The organism is Citrobacter werkmanii (genome assembly GCF_008693645.1).
GTDB classification, from domain to species: Bacteria; Pseudomonadota; Gammaproteobacteria; order Enterobacterales; family Enterobacteriaceae; genus Citrobacter; species Citrobacter werkmanii.
This window is the reverse complement of record NZ_CP044101.1, coordinates 2,019,918-2,040,893: the sequence shown is the minus strand read 5'-3', so window position 1 is coordinate 2,040,893 and position 20,976 is coordinate 2,019,918. Positions and strand designations below refer to the sequence as shown.

Sequence of the window (20,976 nt, the reverse complement as noted above, 5' to 3'; positions counted from 1 at the left end):
CAATCATTTTCCTCGAACTGCTTCATTTATCTGATTAATTGTTCGGCTTTTGACACAATTTGTGCGCTGGATCGCGCTGTCAGATCGTAATTGTAAATATCTGTACGATACTGCGTCCGACCATCCGCTCCCACAAACGCGGTCAGGTAGTAGAGATTGACCGGAATATTCTGGCGAATATTCACGTACCGTGTATCCCCTTGCTTCAGGGCGTCCGAGATGCGCGAATCATTCCATCCCGCATCCTGTAACAGCATATTCGCCAGCTCAGATGCCTTATTCACACGCACGCAGCCTGAACTAAGCGCCCGCGTATCTTTCTGGAACAGATTGTGATTCGGCGTATCGTGCAAATAAATAGCATCTGAACTCGGCATATTAAATTTATAACGTCCGAGTGAGTTACGCGCGCCCGGCGCCTGCTGGAAGCGGAACGGCAGATTGGATGCGGTGATGGTCGCCCAGTCAACCTGCCACGGATCTATTGTCTCTTTGCTATTCCAGCCGCGCATTACGGTATAGCCGTGACGCTCAAGGTATCCCGGATCATTCCACAACTTAGGCAGAATATCTTTTCGTGCCAGCGTCGGCGGGACGTTCCACGGCGGGTTCACGACCACATTATTCAGCGCACTGCTCATCATCGGCGTTTTACGATCGGGACGCCCGACGATGACGCGGGAGGCCAGCACCTGATTACCGTTCTGGTAATAGACCAGCGAGTAGGCAGGAATATTGACCATGATACCGGTAGATAAGTCACTCGGCAGCAGGCGCAAACGCTGAATATTCAACGCCAGCACCCCCGCACGCTGCGCGGGCGTTACGTTCAGCCAGTCACGTGTCGCGGGTCCAATTGCGCCATCAGCCCCCAGCCCCTGCCAGGTCTGAAACCGCTTCACCGCCTCGACCAGTTCACTGCCGTAAGCGCTACGCCCTTCTTTAGCTGCCGTACTGACGACTGATTCGAGCATCCCGGTACGGCGTAAAATTTCACGCAACGCGGGGATGTCGTTACTCCACTCGCCAGGACGCAGCGTCGCGGTACTGGTTAACTGCGGCCAGGGACGCGTATCGCTCACCAGTTTTAGCAACGATTCATGCATGGCTGCATACTGCGGATGCTGAGGCGCAAGGCTGGCAATAAACGACGTCAGCTGGCCATTATCCAGCGCCACCTGCCATTGGTTGATCACGGAAATCGGCGGAGTTGCCAGCGCATAGGGCTTGTTACTGTAGAGCCAGCGATTACCTTTGACAGGAATATTCGCGATAAAGTGCAGATATCCCATCAGGGCATCAGAAAGTACGATGTCTCGCGCCTGACCGGTTACCGCCGGATCAGTCAGCAATGCGACCCAAGTGGTAAATTGCGGCTGGAAACCAGCAATCGCCACCTCGGCTAACTGTTGCTGAAATGCTTTTACCGCATCACGATTTTCCCACATCGGTTTCATATCGCGCGCAGCGTACAGCAGCTCCAACTGACTCATGTATACCGGCGTGAAGCCCGCTGGAAGTTGAGATTGTAAGTCGGCGCGCGCCTTATCGACAGACATGCCCTCTGGCAGCGGTTGAATACCCGCCATAATAGCAGTGGCGGAAGATTGAACCTGCGGTTGCGATAACGCCGTAGGCTGTTCACTGACGGACGCTGAGCTATCGCCAGGGATCATTTCAGGCTCATCGGCCTGCGCATTGAACAGTGGAGCGAATGTTACGGCCAGGCACAAACTGATTGCCGAGAGCCGACGACCACACATTTTATTAAGCAACATCCCTTGCCCCCTGTTTTCTTTATCATACTTTGAATAGCCAGGCCGTATGCATTCCCCCTAAGTTAGTTGGGGTCGGACCTGTAAAACGCCAATACACGCTGAAGTATGACGAGCAAGCCTGCGATGCGTTAGGCTTACCTTTAGTATATAAACATCAAATAGTTTTTGCCTAACCTAATGTAAAGAAGTCTAAAGAAATCACACCAGGCATTACGTGCTTTTCAGAAAAGCAGAAGGCGGCTATTTAGCCGCCTTCTTCGTTAGCTTGCCTGTGAGGAAGCGTCTTCAGTTCCCGGCAGTGGTTCAGGTAACTGCGGGGCAAACCCGCGTAGCCCCACCACGTGAACGTGCTCGGTGTTCTGGAAGACTTTACGCACCAGTTTGTAGGTGGTGCCTTTCTCCGGGCTGATGTTTTCCGGTGCCGCGATAATCAGTTGCATCTGCAAACGCTCGCACAGTTCAAACAGGGTCGCGATGGAGCGGGCATCAAGTCGTGCGGCTTCATCAAGGAACAACAGTCGGCATGGCGAGATATCTTTCCCACGCAGTCTGCGACCTTCGTCTTCCCAGCTTTGCACAACCATCACCAGAATAGACATCCCGGTCCCGATCGCTTCACCGGTGGACAGTGCGCCAGATTCAGCACGCAGCCAACCGTCAGATCCACGGTTAACCTCGACTTCCATTTCCAGATAGTTACGGTAGTCCAGCAGCTCTTCACCAATGGTTTGCGGCGTGCGTTGCCCCATATCAATCTGCGGATTCAGTCGCTGATACAGCTTCGCCAGTGCTTCAGAGAAGGTCAGACGGTTGCTGTTAAACAGATCCTGGTGCTGTTCATGCTGCTCGGAAAGTACGTCCAGCAAGGTGGCATGCGTTTCACGCACATTGACATTCAGACGTACACTGTTGACCTGGCCAAACGACACGTTTTGCAGCCCCTGGTTCAGCATACGAATACGGTTTTGTTCGCGCTGAATCGTCTTACGAATGATGTTTGCCACGCTGCGGGAGCTGATCGCCAGCTTCTGTTCACGCGAGGTTAATTCTTCCGTCAGACGGCTCAGTTCGATCTCCATCTGTTCAATCGCTTCCACCGGATCGTCGGTACGAATAATATCCTGACGAATACGTTCACGCAGATGCTGATAAACCGCGACAAAGAACTGAATTTTACGCTCCGGGCGCTTCGGATCTTCAGACATGCGCAACACATCACGCAGGTGTTCGTTATCCGCCACCGCCAGACGCAGCGCGCCGAGCGCCTTATCCGACATCGAACGCAGTTCATCACCAGAAAGATATGCCAGCTCGCGACGGTGCAGACGGCGTTCAACACCGTTGTCTTTCACCATGCGCATCACGGCACACCAGCCGGCTTTCGCCATCACTACCTGTTCGCGCATCTCAAAATAATCGCGTTCCAGTTTGCGCAGTTTGCGGGTCAGGTTGTCCATCTCCGCTTCGCAGAAGGTCAGCGCTTTTTCCAGCTGGTTACGGCGCGCACGGTTGTTACTGAGCTGCGCGTGCAGTTCATCCCGACGAATACGAGCACGCTCTTCCGCACCGCTGTCAGCACGAACGCCGATATCCTGCAGTTCACGTTGTAAATCGTTGAGCAGTTCTTTTTTAGTGTCATAGGAGCTTTTCAGCGACGCCATGACCTGGTTGTACTGGCTTAACTGCGCGGCGTGGCTGCGCAGCGCTTCACGAGCGCGGGTACGTTCAGCTTCCGCCTGTTCCAGGCGTTGGCGCAGTTTTTCGTTCAGATCGCTGTTGCCGCTCAGCATTTCGGCTGAATCGGAATAGCTAAAGTGCGCCCGACGTTGTACGACCTCTGTCAGCGCAAACGCCTGCTGACGCGCATCACGCTGCATCTGCTGGGAATAGGCGTAATCTTCCTTCAGTTGTTCAAACTGCTCAGGGTCATTTTGCAGAACCGAAACCATCGGTTCCAGTTTGGCTAACTGATTGCCGTGCTGCTGCACAAAACGCGCCGCTTCCTGAGCTTCATCCAGACGCTCGCGAATTTCGTCCACGCGATCGGCAAGCGTTTCATCGGCCAGCAGATTCAAACGCGGCAGCAGGCGGTTCAGCGCGGAAACCCCCTCTTTCGCCTGTTCAAACTGCATACGGCTTTGCTGATTATCATTTTCATGATTGGTCAGCGCACGCTCCAGCTCAACGCGGCGGCTGTTCAACTGACGAATTTCCGCTTCTGGATCGGCTTCAAACGCCACCGACAAATGGCTGCCGATAAAGCGGCTGAACGCCTGATGCAGACGCTGGGTTTTCTGGACGTCAAAAGAGAGCGTGGCGAAACGTTCAGACAGCCCTTCACGCTCGGCATGCAGGGTTTCGATACGGCTTTCGCGCGCGGCGCGGCCAAAAATCGGCACCGTCGGGAAGCGGGAATAACGCCACTGACGTTCGGCGGTTTTCACCACCACCGCTTTTTCCAGCTCATCAACGCTGAAAACGCTGTCATCAAACGACTGCGGATCCCCTTCGATAAAATAGAGATCTTCCGGACAATCCGTCAGTCCTTCAAGCTGTTCGGTAATCAGCGACAGATCCGGCACCACGATAGCATGGCGCGACGGACCGTACAGCGCGGAGAAGTACGGCGCATCTTCAAGGCTAACGTCGTCATAAATTTCAGACAGCAGCACGCCGCCGAAGCGTTCCGCCAGCGCGTTCAGACGCTGATCTTCCGCCCCGCCCGGCTGACTTAAACGTTCAATTTCTTCATCAACCGCGTTTTTGCGCGCGCCAACTTCATCGCGCTCAACAATGGCTTCACGCTCGCGCTCCAGCAATTGCTGCAGATACTCGGTCACGTCCTGGCTGGAGGTAAACTCTTCGCCGCACTGTTCGCTAAGTTGATTCAGGCTATTTTGCGCGGCCAGCCAGACCGGCGCGCGTTTCATCAAATGCTGGATACGCGACTGCAGTTGTTCCTGTTCCTGACGCAGCGTCATTCGCTGTTCACTGGCTGAGGATACGCTGTCCGACAAGGCGGCGATGCGCGCTTCCAGCTCCTGATGCAACGCTTCCAGTTCATCGATATCGAACTGTTTACCCTGGCGTTTGCAGAATTCAGCCAACAGCCGCTCGGCGTCCTGCTGCTCGCGCAGACGCTGCTCCAGTTCGCTAAGACGCATACGCAACGGCTGAACCTGTTCCGCCAGGTGACGCTGCTCAACGCCTTCCCGCAGCAGTTCACGCGCCACGCTCCAGGCCTCACCACGCGCCAGTGGGCCGTTGATCGCCGCCACCAGCTGATAAGCCTGTTCGAACTGGCTGTGCGCGGTTTGCGCCACGCTCATTTTTTGTTCCAGCGTCAACAGTTTTTCTGTGGCTTCCTGCTCTTTGGCCTGGAAGGTTTCCAGCCATTCGGCAGCGCTGTCGGCTGTCAGATCCGGTAAGTGGCACAACTCTTTGGCCCGGCTTAACGCCTGAATCGCCTGGGTATACTGGATAGCTCGCGTTTGCTGGACATCCAGCGCCTGCTGATAATCGGCAAGCTGACTTTTCAGCTCATCCACTTCCAGCTCAGCGGCTTCCGCACGGGCTTCGTTTTCATCCTGGCGGTCAACGGCTTCCGCGACGACCTCATTTTGTTCTTCGAGACGGATCTGTAATTCCTCGAGATCCGCTTCATAGCGTTCAATTTTTTCCTGCTGACGCAGCGCGGTTTGCACCAGATTGAGGTGATCGCTCGCCGCCTGGTAATCAGCTTCCAGATCGCCTTCCGCGCCGTTGTGCTCGCCCAGTTCGCGCGCCATATCCACGTGCTTATACTGCTCAGCAGCCAACTGCTTGCGTGAGGTATGCAGTTCACGACGATATTCCAGCGCTTTATCCAGATGAATACGGCGCTCGTTGGCATGGCGCATATAATCCGCTGCCACGTAGTTGGTCGCTTCGCTGATCAAATGCTTAAACAGATCGCGGTCAGACTGGGTTACGCGAATCGCTTCCAGGGTCATGCGGTTTTCACGCAGCGCGGCTTCCATATCCTGGAACGCTTTGCGTACGCCGCTGTTTTCTGGCAGCAGGTAATCACGCAGCGAGCGAGTAATAGCGCTGGAGATACCGCCATACAGCGAGGCTTCAATCAGACGATAGAATTTACTACGATCGGACGCAGAGCGCAGACGACGGGCAATGATGCCCAGATCGAACATCAGCGAGTGATAATCCGTTATCGAGTTGAACTGCTTAAACTGCACGCCTTCCATCTCATCAAGCTTTTCTTTCAGCTCAGGGAGAGACAGGACGCGCGCCTGGCGTTCGTTCAGCGTTTCCGTAACCAACTGAGTGGGCTGCACCGACATCGGCAGCCCCTGAATGGCAAACGGCTTGATATCCACTTTACGATCGCGACCGGCAACCTGTTGCAGACGAACGCCGACAACCACGCGCTGATGGCGGGAGTTGAGGACGTCGAGCATTGAGTAACAGACCCCCGCCTTCAGCTTACCGTGCAGACCTTTGTCACGTGAACCGCTGGTCGCACCGGCTTCGGTGGTATTACGGAAATGCAGCAGGGTTAAATCCGGGATGAGCGCCGTAACAAATGCCGCCATGGTCGTGGATTTTCCCGCACCGTTACCACCGGACAGCGTGGTGACCAATTCATCCAGGTCGAACGTACGGGCAAAAAAGCCATTCCAGTTAATCAGCGTAAGTGAGCGAAATTTACCGCGTTCAATCATTATTCTTCTTCTCCACTGTCCGGCTGATTCTCTTCGGGCTCATCGTTGAGCTGCAGGCGGTTCTCGACCGGCATTGCTTCGCCATCACGAATTAAGCGACGCTGTGCTTCGCGCGGATCGTCACCGGTGCGTACGTCCGCGCCAAAGCGGAAGACCGATTCCGTAATACGGAATTTGCTGCTGTCGTGACCCAGAAACCACACCATACCTAAGCGACGCAGACGGTTTAGCGAAGAACGTACCTTTTCCTGTAGCTTTTGACGGTCAACGTCCGAACCGGTTGAACGATTGTTCACCAGCTTCAGCAGTTTCGCTTCATCCGCCAGCGTCAACAACTCGTCGTATAACTCTTGCTGGGTAAAAATCCCTTCATTCGCCAGGCGTTCCGGGCTGAGATAGAGATAGCAAAGAATTTTACCCACCATCATGTCCAGTTCGGACAGAACCGAACGCGGAATGAGCGTCGTTGAACGCGGACGAAGGTAGAAGAATCCTTCCGGCGCGCGGATCAGTTCCACGTTATAGCGGCTATAAAATTCTTCAAAATATTCCTGAAAATCCATCAGGAAGGCATGATTATCCAGTTCATCCAGGCCGATATGTCGGCCCGAACGTAAGGCGCTATCCAGCGCCGGAAATAACGGATTCGCCAGCGCCTGCGCCAGCTTTACCGGCATCACTTGTTCAATATTTGTCAATGACATGCGCCTGTACCTTGGCTCCGTAATCATTAATCGGCTGCCATTTGGCTGGCAGTCCGGTGAAATCTGCTTGCGCTACGCCAAGACGTACCGCCTGATCGATAACAATACGCGCGACGTCGAAGTGACGCGCACGTGGATATTGCGCCAGATACTCGCGCACTACCAAACCGAGATCCAGTGGCGTTTGTCTGGATTTGTAGATAGCCAACTGTTCTTCGATGATCGCCGCCAGTTGCTCACGGATCTCGTTAAATTCTTCATATTCCAGATCTGTCGGAAGCTCACCGGTGACCTCTTCGTCACGCAGGACCATCTCTTCATCACGCATATCCAGCAGACGGTCGGCGTTGGCATAAGTCAGCGCCCATGGATCGTCAAAATAAGTCTGCACGGACTGGCGCAAACGCTGGGCAAAGACGCGGTTTTTATCCATATCAATCGCGGTACGGATAAACTTATGCACATGGCGATCGTAACCGATCCACAAATCAATAGACTGCTGGCCCCAACTGATAATACGGTCGAGCTTACTTTGTAAGTCAAACACCAGCCTGTCGACAAAATGCAAATCGTCATGCGCCATCGTGGCATCCTGGATTCGTAGCAGGTTTGCCTGTAGCTTATCCCCCGCCGCTTCCAACGTATCCTGCAGTTCGCGCAGCGTCCCGGAAGTTTCAGAAAGCAGCAGTTCACAGCTGGAAATCGCCGCCCGCCAGTCTTTGTTCAGCAACTGCGCGATATCGTCTTTCACCTGCTGCTGCTGTTCATCCATGATGCGCTGGGTGAGATCGATACTGTCGAAAATCTCCGCCACCGAATATTTCAATGGCGCGTAAACATTGCGATGCCAGTGGAACTCATCGCCGCCTTCCGCTGCCGCATCCGCCGCGCGCTTCAGTTCGCCTGCAACAATCGACAGTTGCATTGAAAGACGCAGCGTAGAGAATTCGCGCTGACGTATGTAGTAATCCGTGATGCCAATCCCGAGCGGCGTTAAACGATATATGGCATTGCCTTCCGCCTGCTCGCTGGTAAAGCGGTTCAGCAGACGTTGACGCACCATATCGTTAATCGCGTTGTTAGCACGTACGCCAATGGTTTCGCTGGTTTGCTCAAACGCATCACTCACATGGCGGAACGCATCCACCAGCTCACCTTCACTCATCTCGCCGTCAAGTCGCTCGCCGTTCAGAGTGGCGACCGCCAGCAGGAACGAAAGTCTGTCTACCGGCAGAGAGATGGAGAAGTCATTTTTTCTGGCCCAGGCAACCAGTTCGGGGACTGTCTGGGAAAATTCACTCATAGGTTATCCTTGCATCTGCGGCTCGGGCCGGACTTTTAATCGCGGTGACATGAATATAGCGCCCAAGGCTGATATACGGTTCCTGGCGGCAATAGCGCGTTTCTAACTCAAGTAACATTTCATAGTCGTCATGTTGTTTATGCTTATCCCGCAGATAGTCATGAAACACTCGGACGCCCGTTTTACTCGTTATCTGCCAACCGATCTGTTCCAGCCACTGGTAAACCTGCCCCGGATCGCGTGGGTAGTCCGGTGAAAGCGTACGCTTTTTACGTTTCGGCATCCCCACCTGCACATAGTCAAAGTTCCCTGCGACCATGTTATGCATCAACAGACCGTTAGCATTGTAGAACATTAACGACAGCGCGCCGCCGGGACGCAATACTGACCACAACGTCTGCAACACGCTGACGGGATCCGTCACCCATTCCAGCACAGCATGAAACAATATCAGATCAACCGGGGTTTCCAAATGCGCAGTAACGTCCTGAGCGGCGCATTGTATGAAATGCATGTTTCCGCTCACACCTTTTGCCTCTGCCGCCTGTCGCGCACGGGCGATCATTTCGCCTGACAGATCGCATAATGTCACGAAGTGCCCACGTTGCGCCATCTTGATGGCCGTTTGCCCTTCACCGCCGCCAGCATCCAGAATATGCAATTGCTGCTCGCCGAATGTCGCCAATAATCGATCCAAATCCTGCCAAAGAATAGCCTGTCTTAATTGGCCTTTGGTGGTGCCGTAAATGTTACGGGAAAACTTCTCTGCAATGTCATCAAAATTGCGATCCCGCATCGGGCTCTCCACATACTGGCTTTAGGGTGACTAAGTAAAACCGCTATTTTGTCACACCCGCGCCGAGAATGAACCTTCCTGGTGTAATATCCCTGCAGATCCCCTGCTGTATGGTTAAAAAAGGAACCAAAAAGGATGCTTTTTACGCTGAAGAAAGTGATTGGCGGTATGATGCTGCCGCTTCCGCTGATGCTAACAATGATGGGTATTGGCCTGGCGCTGGTCTGGTTTAGCCGCTTTCAAAAAACAGGGAAAGTGTGTATCAGCCTGAGTTGGCTGGCGCTATTACTCCTGAGTTTACAACCCGTCGCCGACAGTCTGCTGAAGCCCATTGAGGACAGCTATCCCACCTGGCAGGATACGCAAAAAGTGGAATACATTGTGGTGCTGGGCGGGGGATATACCTGGAACCCTCAGTGGGCGCCGAGTTCAAACCTGATTAACAATAGCCTTCCACGCCTGAATGAAGGTATTCGCCTATGGCGCGCGAATCCAGGGTCGAAACTTATCTTTACCGGTGCCGCCGCAAAAACGAATAACGTTAGTACCGCGGAAGCTGGCGCCCGCGTAGCGCAGTCGCTGGGGGTGCCGGCTGGTGACATCATCACGCTGGATCAACCCAAAGATACTGAAGAAGAAGCAGCGGCAGTAAAGCAGGCCATCGGCAACGCGCCGTTTCTGCTGGTGACCTCCGCATCGCACTTACCGCGTGCCATGATTTTCTTCCAGCAGGCCGGGCTACATCCGCTGCCAGCACCTGCCAATCAGTTAGCGATTGATTCCCCGCTTAATCCATGGGAGCGGGCAATTCCCTCGCCGGTCTGGCTGATGCACAGCGATCGTGCCGGATACGAAACGCTGGGGCGCATCTGGCAGTGGCTGAAGGGAGCGGAACATTGACCGAAATATTGCCTGATGGCGACACTATCGCGTCTTATCAGGCCTACGGGTCAGCGCAGAATTCCAGGCCGGATACGGTGTTCACGTGTTGATCAGGCGAGCCACGGCAGCAGGGATTTTGTCGCCAGATCAAAGTTGGAACGATTAAAGCGTCCGGTATTGACCAGTTGCGCCACCTCATCCCATAACACATACAACCAGCGCCGCCAGATGAATGACTCCGCCACTGGCGCGCGTTGCAGATATTGCCAAAGCAGGCTTTCCGCCAGCGCATTATCCATTAAGCGGAACAATTCATATTCTCTTGGCGCCCACAGCATCAAGCCCGGTCCCACCATCGCCAGGAGCTGATCGCTACGAGCATCTTTGAGCATGCTGCGTAAACTGAAATTGCCGTGGATCAGCACGCAGTTATCATTAAATCCGGCAAATAAGTCGGGTAAACATTCACGGGTGCGGAACAGAATCCGCTTGTCCTGCATCGTCAGCCCAGTATTGTTGAACTGATTCAACGTGCTCCACAATACCTCGACACGCTGGCGATACCAGGACGGCCAGATGTTCTCTTGCGTGTTATCCACCGCTCCCACGCAGCCGCGGCTGTCCTGCCGATGCCATGACAGCAAACCTTCTACGATTTGATCTTTTAAATGTTCCCAGCGCTCGGGCGTTCGGGCAGGCGCTTCCACCGGCACGCCGCGTAGACGCTCAAGCAGGAGCACATCAGGACCGGGATGCTCCTCATGCGTTAAGACGCCATAAATGACCGGCATACGTACCGTGCCACTGCGCGCCAGCATGGAGGTTTTCCATGCCAGCTGCTGCGCCATCCCCGGCGTGGTGAAACTTCTCGCCATCAGCGGCATCGGATTACCCTGACTGTCGTACAGTGACCACAGGGCGGTATCCACTTTCTCATTCACGCATTCAATACGACTGAGTTTTTCACCCAGCAGATGGCTGAGTTCGGCACGCAACTGTTCCATTTCAGATTGCCCTCATAAAAGCTACTGCTTTCATAATGAGCGTCGCGCAGACAGATGTCACCCGGATGAGATCAATTGATGAAAAGAAAAGCACAGGGAAAACGTAACGATACGACACTCCTCCCAAAAATAGGCGGTATTATGGGTGGAGTGCCATGAGAAAAACTAACGCATTTCAGCGCGAACGCGTTCAAGATCCTCAGCAGTGTCTACGCCAGTACCCGGTACTTCTTTAGCGACGGCCACGTGAATTTTTTCGCCGTACCACAGCACACGCAGTTGCTCCAGCATTTCAATATGCTCAAGCGGGCTGGGCTGCCAGTTAACATAGCGGCGAATAAAACCGGCGCGATAACCGTAAATACCGAGGTGACGCAGGAAGGTATCGCCTACCGTTTCCAGGCTTTTGGCAAAACGGTCGCGATCCCAGGGAATCGTTGCGCGCGAAAAATAGAGCGCATAGCCTTCGCTGTCCAGAACGACTTTAACCGCATTCGGATTGAATGCTTCTTCCGCATTATGAATGGGAGCCGCAAGGGTCGCCATGCCAACCTGGCGTTGCGCCAGATTTTCGGCCACCTGACGAATAATGACCGCTGGGATCATCGGCTCATCACCCTGAACGTTCACAATAACGGTATCATTGCTAAAGCCACATTTCTCGACGACTTCCGCCAGACGCTCGGTACCAGACTGGTGATCGGCCCGGGTCATGCAAACTTCCCCTCCCACCGCTTCTACCGCACGAGCGACATCTTCATGATCGGTGGCAACGATAATGCGCTCAGCGCCAGATTCACGCGCACGCTCCAGCACATGCACGATCATCGGCTTGCCGTTGATATCCAAAAGCGGCTTGCCCGGCAAACGGGTGGACGCATAACGCGCAGGAATAATGACCACAAAACTCATGATTTACTCTCATCCGCAGTCAGAACGCGAGCTTCGGTTTCCAGTAAAACGGGAATGCCATCACGCAGTGGGAAAGCAAGGTTATCCGGTTTACAAATTAGTTCCTGTTTTTCCTGGTTAAACCAGAGTTTGCCATTGCATACCGGGCAGGCAATGATTTCAAGCAGACGATGATCCATAGTTCCTCCAGATGGACCGGATTGTGAATCCGTAAATATTAACATAATCGCTTAACGGGCTGGGGCTATTTCCCAGCCATGACGTACACCAGCAAATATACCTTCAGGACAGCGCCCCAGCGTCACGCGCGTTGCCTGCTGCCAGCGGGCAAAATCATCAATCGCCTGGAACAACCCTTTTTGCAGAGTAATGCCAGGTTTGACCCCATCCTGTAACCATAGCGAAATCACCTCCAGTACACCTGTTTTACGGTGCATTTTGGCATCCATCCGCCCCACTAACTGCCCATGATGCAGTAAAGGCAGGACAAAATAACCGTATTGTCGTTTCGCTGCTGGCGTATAACATTCCAGCCGATAGCTAAAATCGAATAACTGCTCTGCCCGTTTACGATCCCAGACCACCGGATCAAACGGCGATAAAACCGTGCTATGCGTTGCTGTTAATTTACCCGACAATGCCTGCTCAAGCAGCGGTTGAAGATCGCTATGCAACCACAGGGTTCCCAGCCCTTCAACGTCGACCGGAATAATTTGTTGCTGTTCCTTGCGCACATCACACCAGTTTTTTAATCCCGGACGCTTCAAACGATAGTAGTCTGCCAACCACTGTTCGCGAAAAATCCCCAGACTACGGGCGCTGTTGTCCAGCATGACAATTTCGGCTTCCTCTTGTGAAAGCCTGTCACGTTCATCATCCCAATGCGGCATGACGCGATGGGTTAAATCATAGACTCGCTGGAAATTACGCCGCTCCACCACCATGACTTTCCCGGCAGTAAACAGTCCTTCAAGGTGTCGCTTATGCGGCTTCCATTCCCACCAACCGTTAGCCCCCTTACGGGGATGTTCAAAATCGGCTGAGCGTACCGGTCCGTTATGATGGATATGCTGGAGTAACTGCTCAATCTCATGGGCATGTTCTGCCATCCACGCCGCTTTATATTTCCAGCCCATTTTCTCCGGTGCCAGCATGCGGTGGCGTATCAGCATAAAGTCACTGCGCGGCATAAAGCAGGCCTCGTGCGCCCAGTACTCCATCAGTTCACCCTGCCGTAGCGAGTCATCCAGCCATTGCGGGGAATAATCACCTAAACGACTGAACAGCACCAGGTAAGGACTGCGCGCCACAATATTGATGGTATCGATTTGCAATAAAGACATGCGCGAAATGGTGGCAAGAATATCGGCAGGAGATGCCCGGCGGCGTGTTTTTTTCAGCAGACCTTGAGCGGCAAGGTGAAGATGACGAGCATCCGTCAGAGAAAGGTGCGGCAACGACATTTATGACCTCATAAATGATTCGCTGCCGCAGCTTGAATCCGTTAGCGAGTCAGCGAGATTAAGCTATCCAGCAACACATCAGGCCGTTCGCCTGACAAATGTGCGTCCACAGGTAAATACCACCAGTTATCATCAGCAAATGCGCGGCATTTAACCGCATCTTTTTCCGTCATCACCAGCGTTTGCCCTGCGTCTGAAAACGCACTGACGTCACTGTAGGTCAGAGATTGATGATCTGCCAGCGCAATACATTTTTGTGGTTTGGCTCCGCACGCTTCAAGCGTGGCAAAAAAACGTGGCGGATGACCAATACCCGCCATGGCGACAATATTGGTTAGCTGTGCCACATCACGGCGTTCACCCGTGCGTAAATTAACGGCCAGCCCTGGTTCAAGTCGCATGGGAATCTCCCCCGGCTGTGGACTGCCGCCGTTAACGATTGTCGCATCCACCGATTTAAGCCGACCTGCGCGTTCCCGCATTGGACCGGCAGGAAGCCACCAGCCATTGCCAAATCGACGCTCGCCGTCAATCACCACGATTTCAACATCTCGCGCCAGACGATAGTGCTGTAGACCATCGTCCGTCACAATAATCTGCACATCATGATGCGCCAAAATAGCTTTTACCGCATCCGCTCTGTTCGGAGAGACCGCTACAGGCACGCCGGTGCGCTGGTAGATGAGCACCGGTTCATCGCCCGCTTCTGCAGTCGTGGTATCCGTTGTCAGCAACAGCGGGTAAGCCGCGGCTTTTCCGCCATAACCACGAGAAACCACGCCCACGCGGATACCACGTTGCTGTAGTCGTTCAACCAGCCAAATCACCACCGGCGTTTTACCGTTCCCGCCTGCGGTAAGGTTTCCCACTACGACAACTGGTACCGGCGCGTGCCATGCGCGCTTGAGCCCAAGTTTGTAGCATAAGCGGATCCCCCCACTCACCAGGCCATACAGCCAGGAGAGTGGAAGTAATAAGCGCCACAGCGGCGATTCACCAGACCAGATACGTGCGATCATTGACCAAATTGCATTTTGTGTAATTGCGCATACACGCCGCGTTGCTCAATCAGCTCGTTATGGGTTCCGCGCTCAACAATCACCCCGTCTTCCACCACGATGATTTCATCCGCCTGCTCAATGGTAGAAAGACGGTGTGCAATGACCAGAGAAGTACGGTTTTTCTGTAGCTCATCCAGTGCCGCCTGAATCGCGCGTTCGGATTCAGTATCGAGAGCCGACGTAGCTTCATCAAGGATCAGGATCGGGCTGTCACGCAGTAAGGCACGGGCGATAGCGATACGTTGGCGCTGTCCACCGGAAAGCAGTACGCCGTTTTCGCCAATCACCGTATCCAGACCATTATCCATCTTATTGATGAAATCCATGGCATAGGCCATCTGCGCCGCTTTTTCAATCTGTTCGCGACTGTATAAATCGGTACGCGCGTAGGCGATGTTATTGGCTACCGTATCGTTAAACAGGTGCACATTCTGCGAAACCAAAGCAACCTGATCGCGCAGGGATGCGAGGGTATATTCGCGCAGATCGTGTCCGTCCATCAGAATCTGCCCTTCATCGATATCGTAGAAGCGCGTGATCAGGCTGGCGATGGTGGATTTACCTGAACCCGAACGCCCAACCAGAGCGACGGTTTTACCCGCCGGAATATTCAGGTTGATGTTACGCAGCGCAGGGGCTTCACGTCCTGGATAAGTAAAGGTCACATTGCGGAATTCCAGATCGCCGGTAGCGCGTTCGATAACACGTTTACCTTCGTCTTTCTCCTGTTCGCTATCCAGAATCGTAAATAAGGTCTGGCATGCCGCCATACCACGCTGGAACTGCGCGTTGACGTTAGTCAGCGATTTCAACGGACGCATCAGCGCGATCATTGACGAGAAGACAACGGTAATGGTCCCTGCCGTCAGGTTTTCCATGACGCTTGGGAAACTGGCTGCATATAACACAAAGGCCAGAGCCAGAGACGCAATCAACTGGATGATAGGATCGGAGATAGAAGAGGCGGAAACCATCTTCATCCCCTGTAAGCGCATCTTGTTGCTGACTTTATCAAAGCGTTTGGTTTCGACTTCCTGACCACCAAAAATCAGAACTTCCTTGTGGCCTTTCAGCATCTGCTCCGCACTGGTCGTAACCTGCCCCATGGTGTTTTGCATATTTTTACTGATGCTACGAAAGCGCTTAGAAACCACACGAATCGCCACTGACACAATTGGCGCCAGTACTATCAGGATCAATGACAGCTGCCAGCTGTAATAGAACATCATGATGAACAGGCCAATAATTGACGCCCCTTCACGTACCACGGTGATCAGCGCACCGGAAGACGATGACGCAACCTGTTCTGAATCATAGGTAATACGTGACAGCAACGTACCTGTAGACTGTTTATCAAAAAAGGAGACTGGCATGCCCATCATGTGACCAAACAGGCGGCGGCGCATGGTCATAACCACTTTGCCTGACACCCATGAGATACAGTAGCTGGAGACATAGCTGGTTAAGCCACGAACTATCATCAGCCCAATGACCACCAGCGGCATCCACAACAGCACCGAGCGGTCAGTTTTACCAAAACCATCATCCAGTAATGGCTTAAGGAGCGATAACATGAAGGTATCGCTGGCCGCGTTAAGGATTAACGCTATACCCGCCACGATCAGACCCGATTTAAAAGGCGCTATGGTTGGCCATAGTCGGCGAAACGTCTGCCACGTAGAGAGATCTTTATCGTTATGCATTCAAAAAACCAGCATTTGTTAGAATAGCCGCATATTCTACCCGTTATCCTCCGACACGCCAAACCACTGATGATACCAACGGGGTAAAATCTGATCCCGCATGCTGCGTATTTGCCAGGTTTTCGGGTAAAAATCCAGCGTAATCTGCCCCTGATGTGGCGTATCCAGCCATTGATAATCTTGTTGCCGATAGCGCCGCTTCACCTTCCAGGAAGGCAGTCGCCATGCATTATAACGGGATGCCGAGGCTAATGCCGCCTGTCCGCCAACTCGCTGAATCAGCGCCAGTGATGATGATGTATTGCTGCCATGGTGTGGAACCTGCATAACAGTAGCCTGCAGATGCGACCAGTAGTGACTTAGCATTTTTTGTTCAGCGGGAGACTCAATATCCCCGGTCAGAAGAATACTCTGATGTCCGTCATCGACTTTAACCACGCAGGATTGGTTATTCCCTTGCGCTGTATTTCCGCGCACCGGCCAGTGCGCACTGAACGTTAATCCTTGCCATTGCCAGCGTTCCCCGCGAAAACACGGGAGATGACCTTTCCAGCCTAGTGGGCTTCTTATCCATAAGAATGGCCATGCTTGTTGCAGCGAGCGCAACCCTCCCCGATGATCCATATGCTCGTGACTTAAAATAACCCCTTCAGGCTCGAGGTTGTGCCAGCGTAACCAGGGAATGATCAGTTGCTGTGCGCTATCGCCCTCGGGCCATGCCAGACCCGTATCATAAAGAATCGCTTTCCCATTGCGGGCGATCACCATCGCCAGTCCCTGCCCGACGTCCAGCATATGCACTTGCCATGCGTCCGTGCGTGGCGCTCGCCAGAGCGGTTCACTCAGCAAAAATAGCGCCGTGAAACAAAGCATCGGTAGAGTACGCCAGGCAGTCAGTCGCCATGCAATGAGCATCAGCCCAGGTGCCAATGCAAGCCATTGCCAGCGGGCATCTATATTAATCCAGCCTTGAGGCAGAGCATTAAGTCCCCAAAATAACAGCGCCAGAGACCGATCGGCTAAATACCACAACCCCGACTCCAGCCCTCCCAGACCGGTTAAATGTACGAGCATGCCGGCTAGTATCAGCGGTACGGAAATAAACGTGACCAGCGGTACGGCAAATATATTAGCCACCAATGAAGTCAGGCTTATGCCGTGAAACATCGAAATTTGCACAGGCAAAAGCAGAATCGTGATACCCAGTTGCAGATGAGCGAGCGCCAGCAGTATGCGTCCAATGCGAGAGAGCGACCAGGCAGGTAAAGGTACCCACTGATACCAGAATATCAGCGCCGCGACGGCAAAAGCAGACAACCACAGACTTTGTGACAGAATAGCGAGAGGATCAGCCACCACGATGGCTGCGAGACAACAGACCCAGACCGACCATCCGCTCCACTGCCTGCCGCTTAGCTTCAGCGCCCCCCAGACCATCAGCGCGACAATCGTGCGCAATGCAGGGGGCTGAAGCCCCGTTAACCATGCATAAAATGTCGCGCAGATAATCCCGCCAATCAATGGAACCTGCCAGCAAATCCATCTGGTTGGCATAAAAAATTGTCCACCGCGAATCAGTCCTCCCGCCAAAAGTGCGGCAAACGCAATATGCAGCCCGGAGATAGCCATCAAATGCGCCGTGCCGGTATCACGCATAATGGCTTTTACCTCTTGTGACACGGACAAGCGCTCTCCCATTCCCAGCCCCAGTATGACCTGCTGCCAGGGATAGTCGGCGAGTGCCATTTTCAGCGAGGCAAGATATCGCGAACGTAAACTACAGTGTGGCGCGATGACCGAAGCCTGTAAGAACCGTCCCGTCAGCGGCCGATGCTGTGCTAACGCGTGACGTTGACTGTCAAATCCTCCCTCATTTAATTGACCGTGTACGGCGCGAACTTTTAGCGTCATCGCCCATGTCTGGCCCGCGCAAACGTCGCCGGGCAGGTACTGCCCATACAGCACAATTCCTTGCGCAGGAAAGATTCGCCGCCCCTGCAGGTGCGTGATCTGACCATAGTGCGTGGTCATATTGTCGGTTCCGGTTATGCGCACAATTGCCTGCTGGTTTTTAGCAGGAAGCGTATTACCCGCCCAAAGTGCATCTTTCGCCGCCATTATTCCCCAAAGAAAAAACAGCAGGGTCAACCCGGCGAAACGCATATGTTTGTGGGGAAAAAGGCAGAGCAGACATGCCAGACAAAATACAACGCTGATGCTCAGCATCTCAGGTAGCGCGGGTAATAGCATCAGAGGAAGAATGCCGCACAATGCACACGTACTCACCGTTGTTATTTTCATCAATACCTCCCTGTTGCGGGGAGTGTGTAGTAATACTCAACGGTTGTCTGGCGACAATTTACTGTTATACGGCACGCGTTCCGCTGATCTTTGGCGGCGGATGTAACATGCGAATTAATTGGGATGGGGATTCCAGTATGGGCCTGCAGAAATGAAAAAAGCACCCATGCAGGTGCTTTCCTCGGCGTTAAGTCTCGCTAAAAACTTAACCGTAAATATTGGCGCGATCGCGCAGTTCTTTACCTGGTTTAAAGTGCGGAACGTATTTCCCTTCCAGATCCACTTTATCGCCGGTCTTCGGATTACGTCCGGTGCGAGGTGCGCGGTAATGCAAAGAGAAGCTGCCGAAACCGCGGATTTCAATACGCTCGCCCTGCGCAAGAGTCGAGGCCATATGTTCCAGCATCTCTTTTACTGCATCTTCAACCGCTTTCGCGGGAATATGAGGTTGCTGGGTTGCAAGTCTTTCAATCAATTCTGACTTGGTCATGATTCCTCCGGTTCCTTAAAGGCATAATTAGCTGCTGCATTGATTAAGGGCGGCCGTAGCCGCCCTTTGTCATTGATTACAGGACGAATCCTGTAATCTGTCAAGCTACTCGTCACCCTTTGTGCTGTTAACGGCACAAAGGATTTAGAGAACTTGATATTACTCGCCTTTAGCTGCTTTGAAAGCTTCAGCCATTGCGTTGTTAGAGAAGTTTGCATCTTCCTGTTTGTTAACAGTTGCGATTGCATCTTTCTCATCAGCTTCGTCTTTAGCACGAACAGACAGGCTGATTGCACGGTTCTTACGATCAACGCCGGTGAATTTAGCTTCAACGTCGTCGCCTACGCTCAGAACCAGAGTTGCATCTTCAACGCGGTCACGGGAAGCTTCAGAAGCGCGCAGGTAACCTTCAACGCCGTCAGCCAGTTCTACGGTTGCGCCTTTAGCGTCAACTGCAGTGACTTTACCGTTTACGATTGCGCCTTTCTTGTTCAGTGCAACCCAGTTGTTGAACGGATCTTCTGCGAGCTGTTTAACGCCCAGAGAGATACGCTCACGCTCTGCGTCAACCTGCAGAACAACTGCTGCGATTTCGTCGCCTTTTTTGTATTCACGAACTGCTTCTTCGCCTGCAACGTTCCAGGAGATGTCAGACAGGTGAACCAGGCCGTCGATGCCGCCGTCCAGGCCGATGAAGATACCGAAGTCAGTGATAGACTTGATTTTACCTTCAACACGGTCGCCCTTGTTGTGGGTTTCCGCGAACTGCTGCCATGGGTTGTTTTTGCACTGCTTCAGACCCAGGGAGATACGACGACGTTCTTCGTCGATATCCAGAACCATAACTTCCACTACATCGCCAACGTTAACAACTTTGGACGGGTGGATGTTTTTGTTGGTCCAATCCATTTCGGAAACGTGAACCAGGCCTTCAACGCCTTCTTCGATTTCAACGAAGCAGCCGTAGTCGGTCAGGTTGGTCACGCGACCAGTCAGTTTGGTACCTTCCGGATAACGCTTAGCGATAGCTACCCATGGATCTTCGCCCAGCTGTTTCAGGCCCAGAGATACACGAGTACGCTCGCGGTCGAACTTCAGCACTTTAACAGTGATTTCGTCGCCAACGTTTACGATTTCGCTCGGATGCTTAACGCGTTTCCATGCCATGTCGGTGATGTGCAGCAGGCCGTCAACGCCACCCAGATCAACGAATGCACCGTAGTCAGTGAGGTTCTTAACGATACCTTTAACTTCCATGCCTTCCTGCAGGTTTTCCAGCAGCTGATCGCGTTCTGCGCTGTTTTCGGATTCGATAACGGCACGACGGGAAACAACAACGTTGTTACGCTTCTGATCCAGCTTGATGACTTTGAACTCAAGCTCTTTGCCTTCCAGGTGCAGCGTGTCGCGGACCGGACGAACGTCTACCAAGGAACCCGGCAGGAACGCGCGAATACCATTCAGCTCAACAGTGAAGCCACCCTTGACTTTGCCATTGATAACACCAGTAACGGTTGCAGCTTCTTCGTAAGCTTTTTCCAGCGTGATCCAAGCTTCGTGACGTTTAGCTTTCTCACGGGACAGCAGGGTTTCACCGAAGCCGTCTTCTACTGCATCCAGAGCAACGTCAACTTCGTCACCAACCTGGATTTCCAGCTCGCCCTGGGCGTTTTTGAACTGCTCTGCCGGAATGGCGGACTCAGATTTCAGACCAGCGTCAACCAGTACTACGTCTTTGTCGATAGCAACAACAACACCACGAACGATGGAACCCGGACGGGTTTCGATTTCTTTTAAGGATTCTTCAAACAGTTGAGCAAAAGATTCAGTCATGTTTAATCTTCAGGTTTCATATTTA

15 protein-coding genes are annotated in these 20,976 nt (G+C 53.1%); 1 reads left to right on the top strand and 14 read right to left on the bottom strand.

The window, feature by feature from the left end:
* Positions 1-26: 26 nt before the first annotated feature.
* The 5 genes from ldtD to cmoM form a co-directional block, all read right to left on the bottom strand.
* On the bottom strand, positions 27-1,778 hold the full coding sequence (gene ldtD, locus FOB24_RS10320; RefSeq protein WP_085049198.1) for a L,D-transpeptidase: 1,752 nt from the start codon (positions 1,776-1,778) through the stop codon (positions 27-29).
* Between the two features lie 260 nt (positions 1,779-2,038).
* The gene (gene mukB / locus FOB24_RS10315; protein WP_038639346.1) at positions 2,039-6,499 is read right to left on the bottom strand and encodes a chromosome partition protein MukB; all 4,461 of its coding nucleotides are present in this window, start codon (positions 6,497-6,499) and stop codon (positions 2,039-2,041) included.
* Complete coding sequence (mukE, locus tag FOB24_RS10310) at positions 6,499-7,203, bottom strand: chromosome partition protein MukE (RefSeq protein WP_038639343.1); 705 nt, start codon at positions 7,201-7,203, stop codon at positions 6,499-6,501. Before mukE ends, mukB begins: the two co-directional genes overlap by 1 nt.
* A complete protein-coding gene (mukF, locus tag FOB24_RS10305; RefSeq protein ID WP_038639340.1) occupies positions 7,184-8,506 on the bottom strand; it encodes a chromosome partition protein MukF in 1,323 nt (440 codons plus the stop codon). The genes mukE and mukF overlap by 20 nt, the downstream gene beginning before the upstream one ends.
* Positions 8,499-9,302, bottom strand: a complete 804-nt coding sequence (gene cmoM / locus FOB24_RS10300; protein ID WP_150344864.1) for a tRNA uridine 5-oxyacetic acid(34) methyltransferase CmoM — start codon at positions 9,300-9,302, stop codon at positions 8,499-8,501. Before cmoM ends, mukF begins: the two co-directional genes overlap by 8 nt.
* A gap of 135 nt (positions 9,303-9,437) precedes the next feature.
* On the opposite strand from cmoM, the gene elyC reads away from it, so the two are divergent.
* Positions 9,438-10,202 (top strand): envelope biogenesis factor ElyC, encoded by a 765-nt coding sequence (gene elyC, locus FOB24_RS10295; protein ID WP_150344863.1) that lies wholly within the window; start codon positions 9,438-9,440, stop codon positions 10,200-10,202.
* Positions 10,203-10,294: 92 nt separating this feature from the next.
* Here elyC and FOB24_RS10290 read toward each other — a convergent pair whose 3' ends face one another.
* The 9 genes from FOB24_RS10290 to rpsA all read right to left on the bottom strand — a co-directional run bounded on the left by FOB24_RS10290 (position 10,295) and on the right by rpsA (position 20,951).
* Complete coding sequence (locus tag FOB24_RS10290) at positions 10,295-11,188, bottom strand: YcbJ family phosphotransferase (protein WP_038639330.1); 894 nt, start codon at positions 11,186-11,188, stop codon at positions 10,295-10,297.
* 165 nt (positions 11,189-11,353) lie between these two features.
* Complete coding sequence (kdsB, locus tag FOB24_RS10285) at positions 11,354-12,100, bottom strand: 3-deoxy-manno-octulosonate cytidylyltransferase (protein WP_087857558.1); 747 nt, start codon at positions 12,098-12,100, stop codon at positions 11,354-11,356.
* Positions 12,097-12,279, bottom strand: coding sequence for a protein YcaR (gene ycaR / locus FOB24_RS10280; protein ID WP_038639323.1), 183 nt, complete (start codon positions 12,277-12,279; stop codon positions 12,097-12,099). Before ycaR ends, kdsB begins: the two co-directional genes overlap by 4 nt.
* A gap of 51 nt (positions 12,280-12,330) precedes the next feature.
* On the bottom strand, positions 12,331-13,563 hold the full coding sequence (locus tag FOB24_RS10275; RefSeq protein ID WP_150344862.1) for a winged helix-turn-helix domain-containing protein: 1,233 nt from the start codon (positions 13,561-13,563) through the stop codon (positions 12,331-12,333).
* A 41-nt stretch (positions 13,564-13,604) separates the two neighbouring features.
* Positions 13,605-14,582 (bottom strand): tetraacyldisaccharide 4'-kinase, encoded by a 978-nt coding sequence (gene lpxK / locus FOB24_RS10270; RefSeq protein ID WP_150344861.1) that lies wholly within the window; start codon positions 14,580-14,582, stop codon positions 13,605-13,607.
* Positions 14,579-16,327: a lipid A ABC transporter ATP-binding protein/permease MsbA gene (gene msbA, locus FOB24_RS10265; protein WP_038639312.1), complete on the bottom strand. Its 1,749-nt coding sequence runs from the start codon at positions 16,325-16,327 to the stop codon at positions 14,579-14,581. The genes lpxK and msbA overlap by 4 nt, the downstream gene beginning before the upstream one ends.
* A 36-nt stretch (positions 16,328-16,363) precedes the next feature.
* Positions 16,364-18,628, bottom strand: a complete 2,265-nt coding sequence (locus FOB24_RS10260) for a ComEC family protein (protein WP_150344860.1) — start codon at positions 18,626-18,628, stop codon at positions 16,364-16,366.
* A gap of 205 nt (positions 18,629-18,833) precedes the next feature.
* Positions 18,834-19,118, bottom strand: a complete 285-nt coding sequence (gene ihfB, locus FOB24_RS10255) for an integration host factor subunit beta (protein ID WP_003035780.1) — start codon at positions 19,116-19,118, stop codon at positions 18,834-18,836.
* Positions 19,119-19,277: 159 nt separating this feature from the next.
* Positions 19,278-20,951 (bottom strand): 30S ribosomal protein S1, encoded by a 1,674-nt coding sequence (gene rpsA, locus FOB24_RS10250; protein ID WP_003035776.1) that lies wholly within the window; start codon positions 20,949-20,951, stop codon positions 19,278-19,280.
* Between the last annotated feature and the right edge of the window lie 25 nt (positions 20,952-20,976).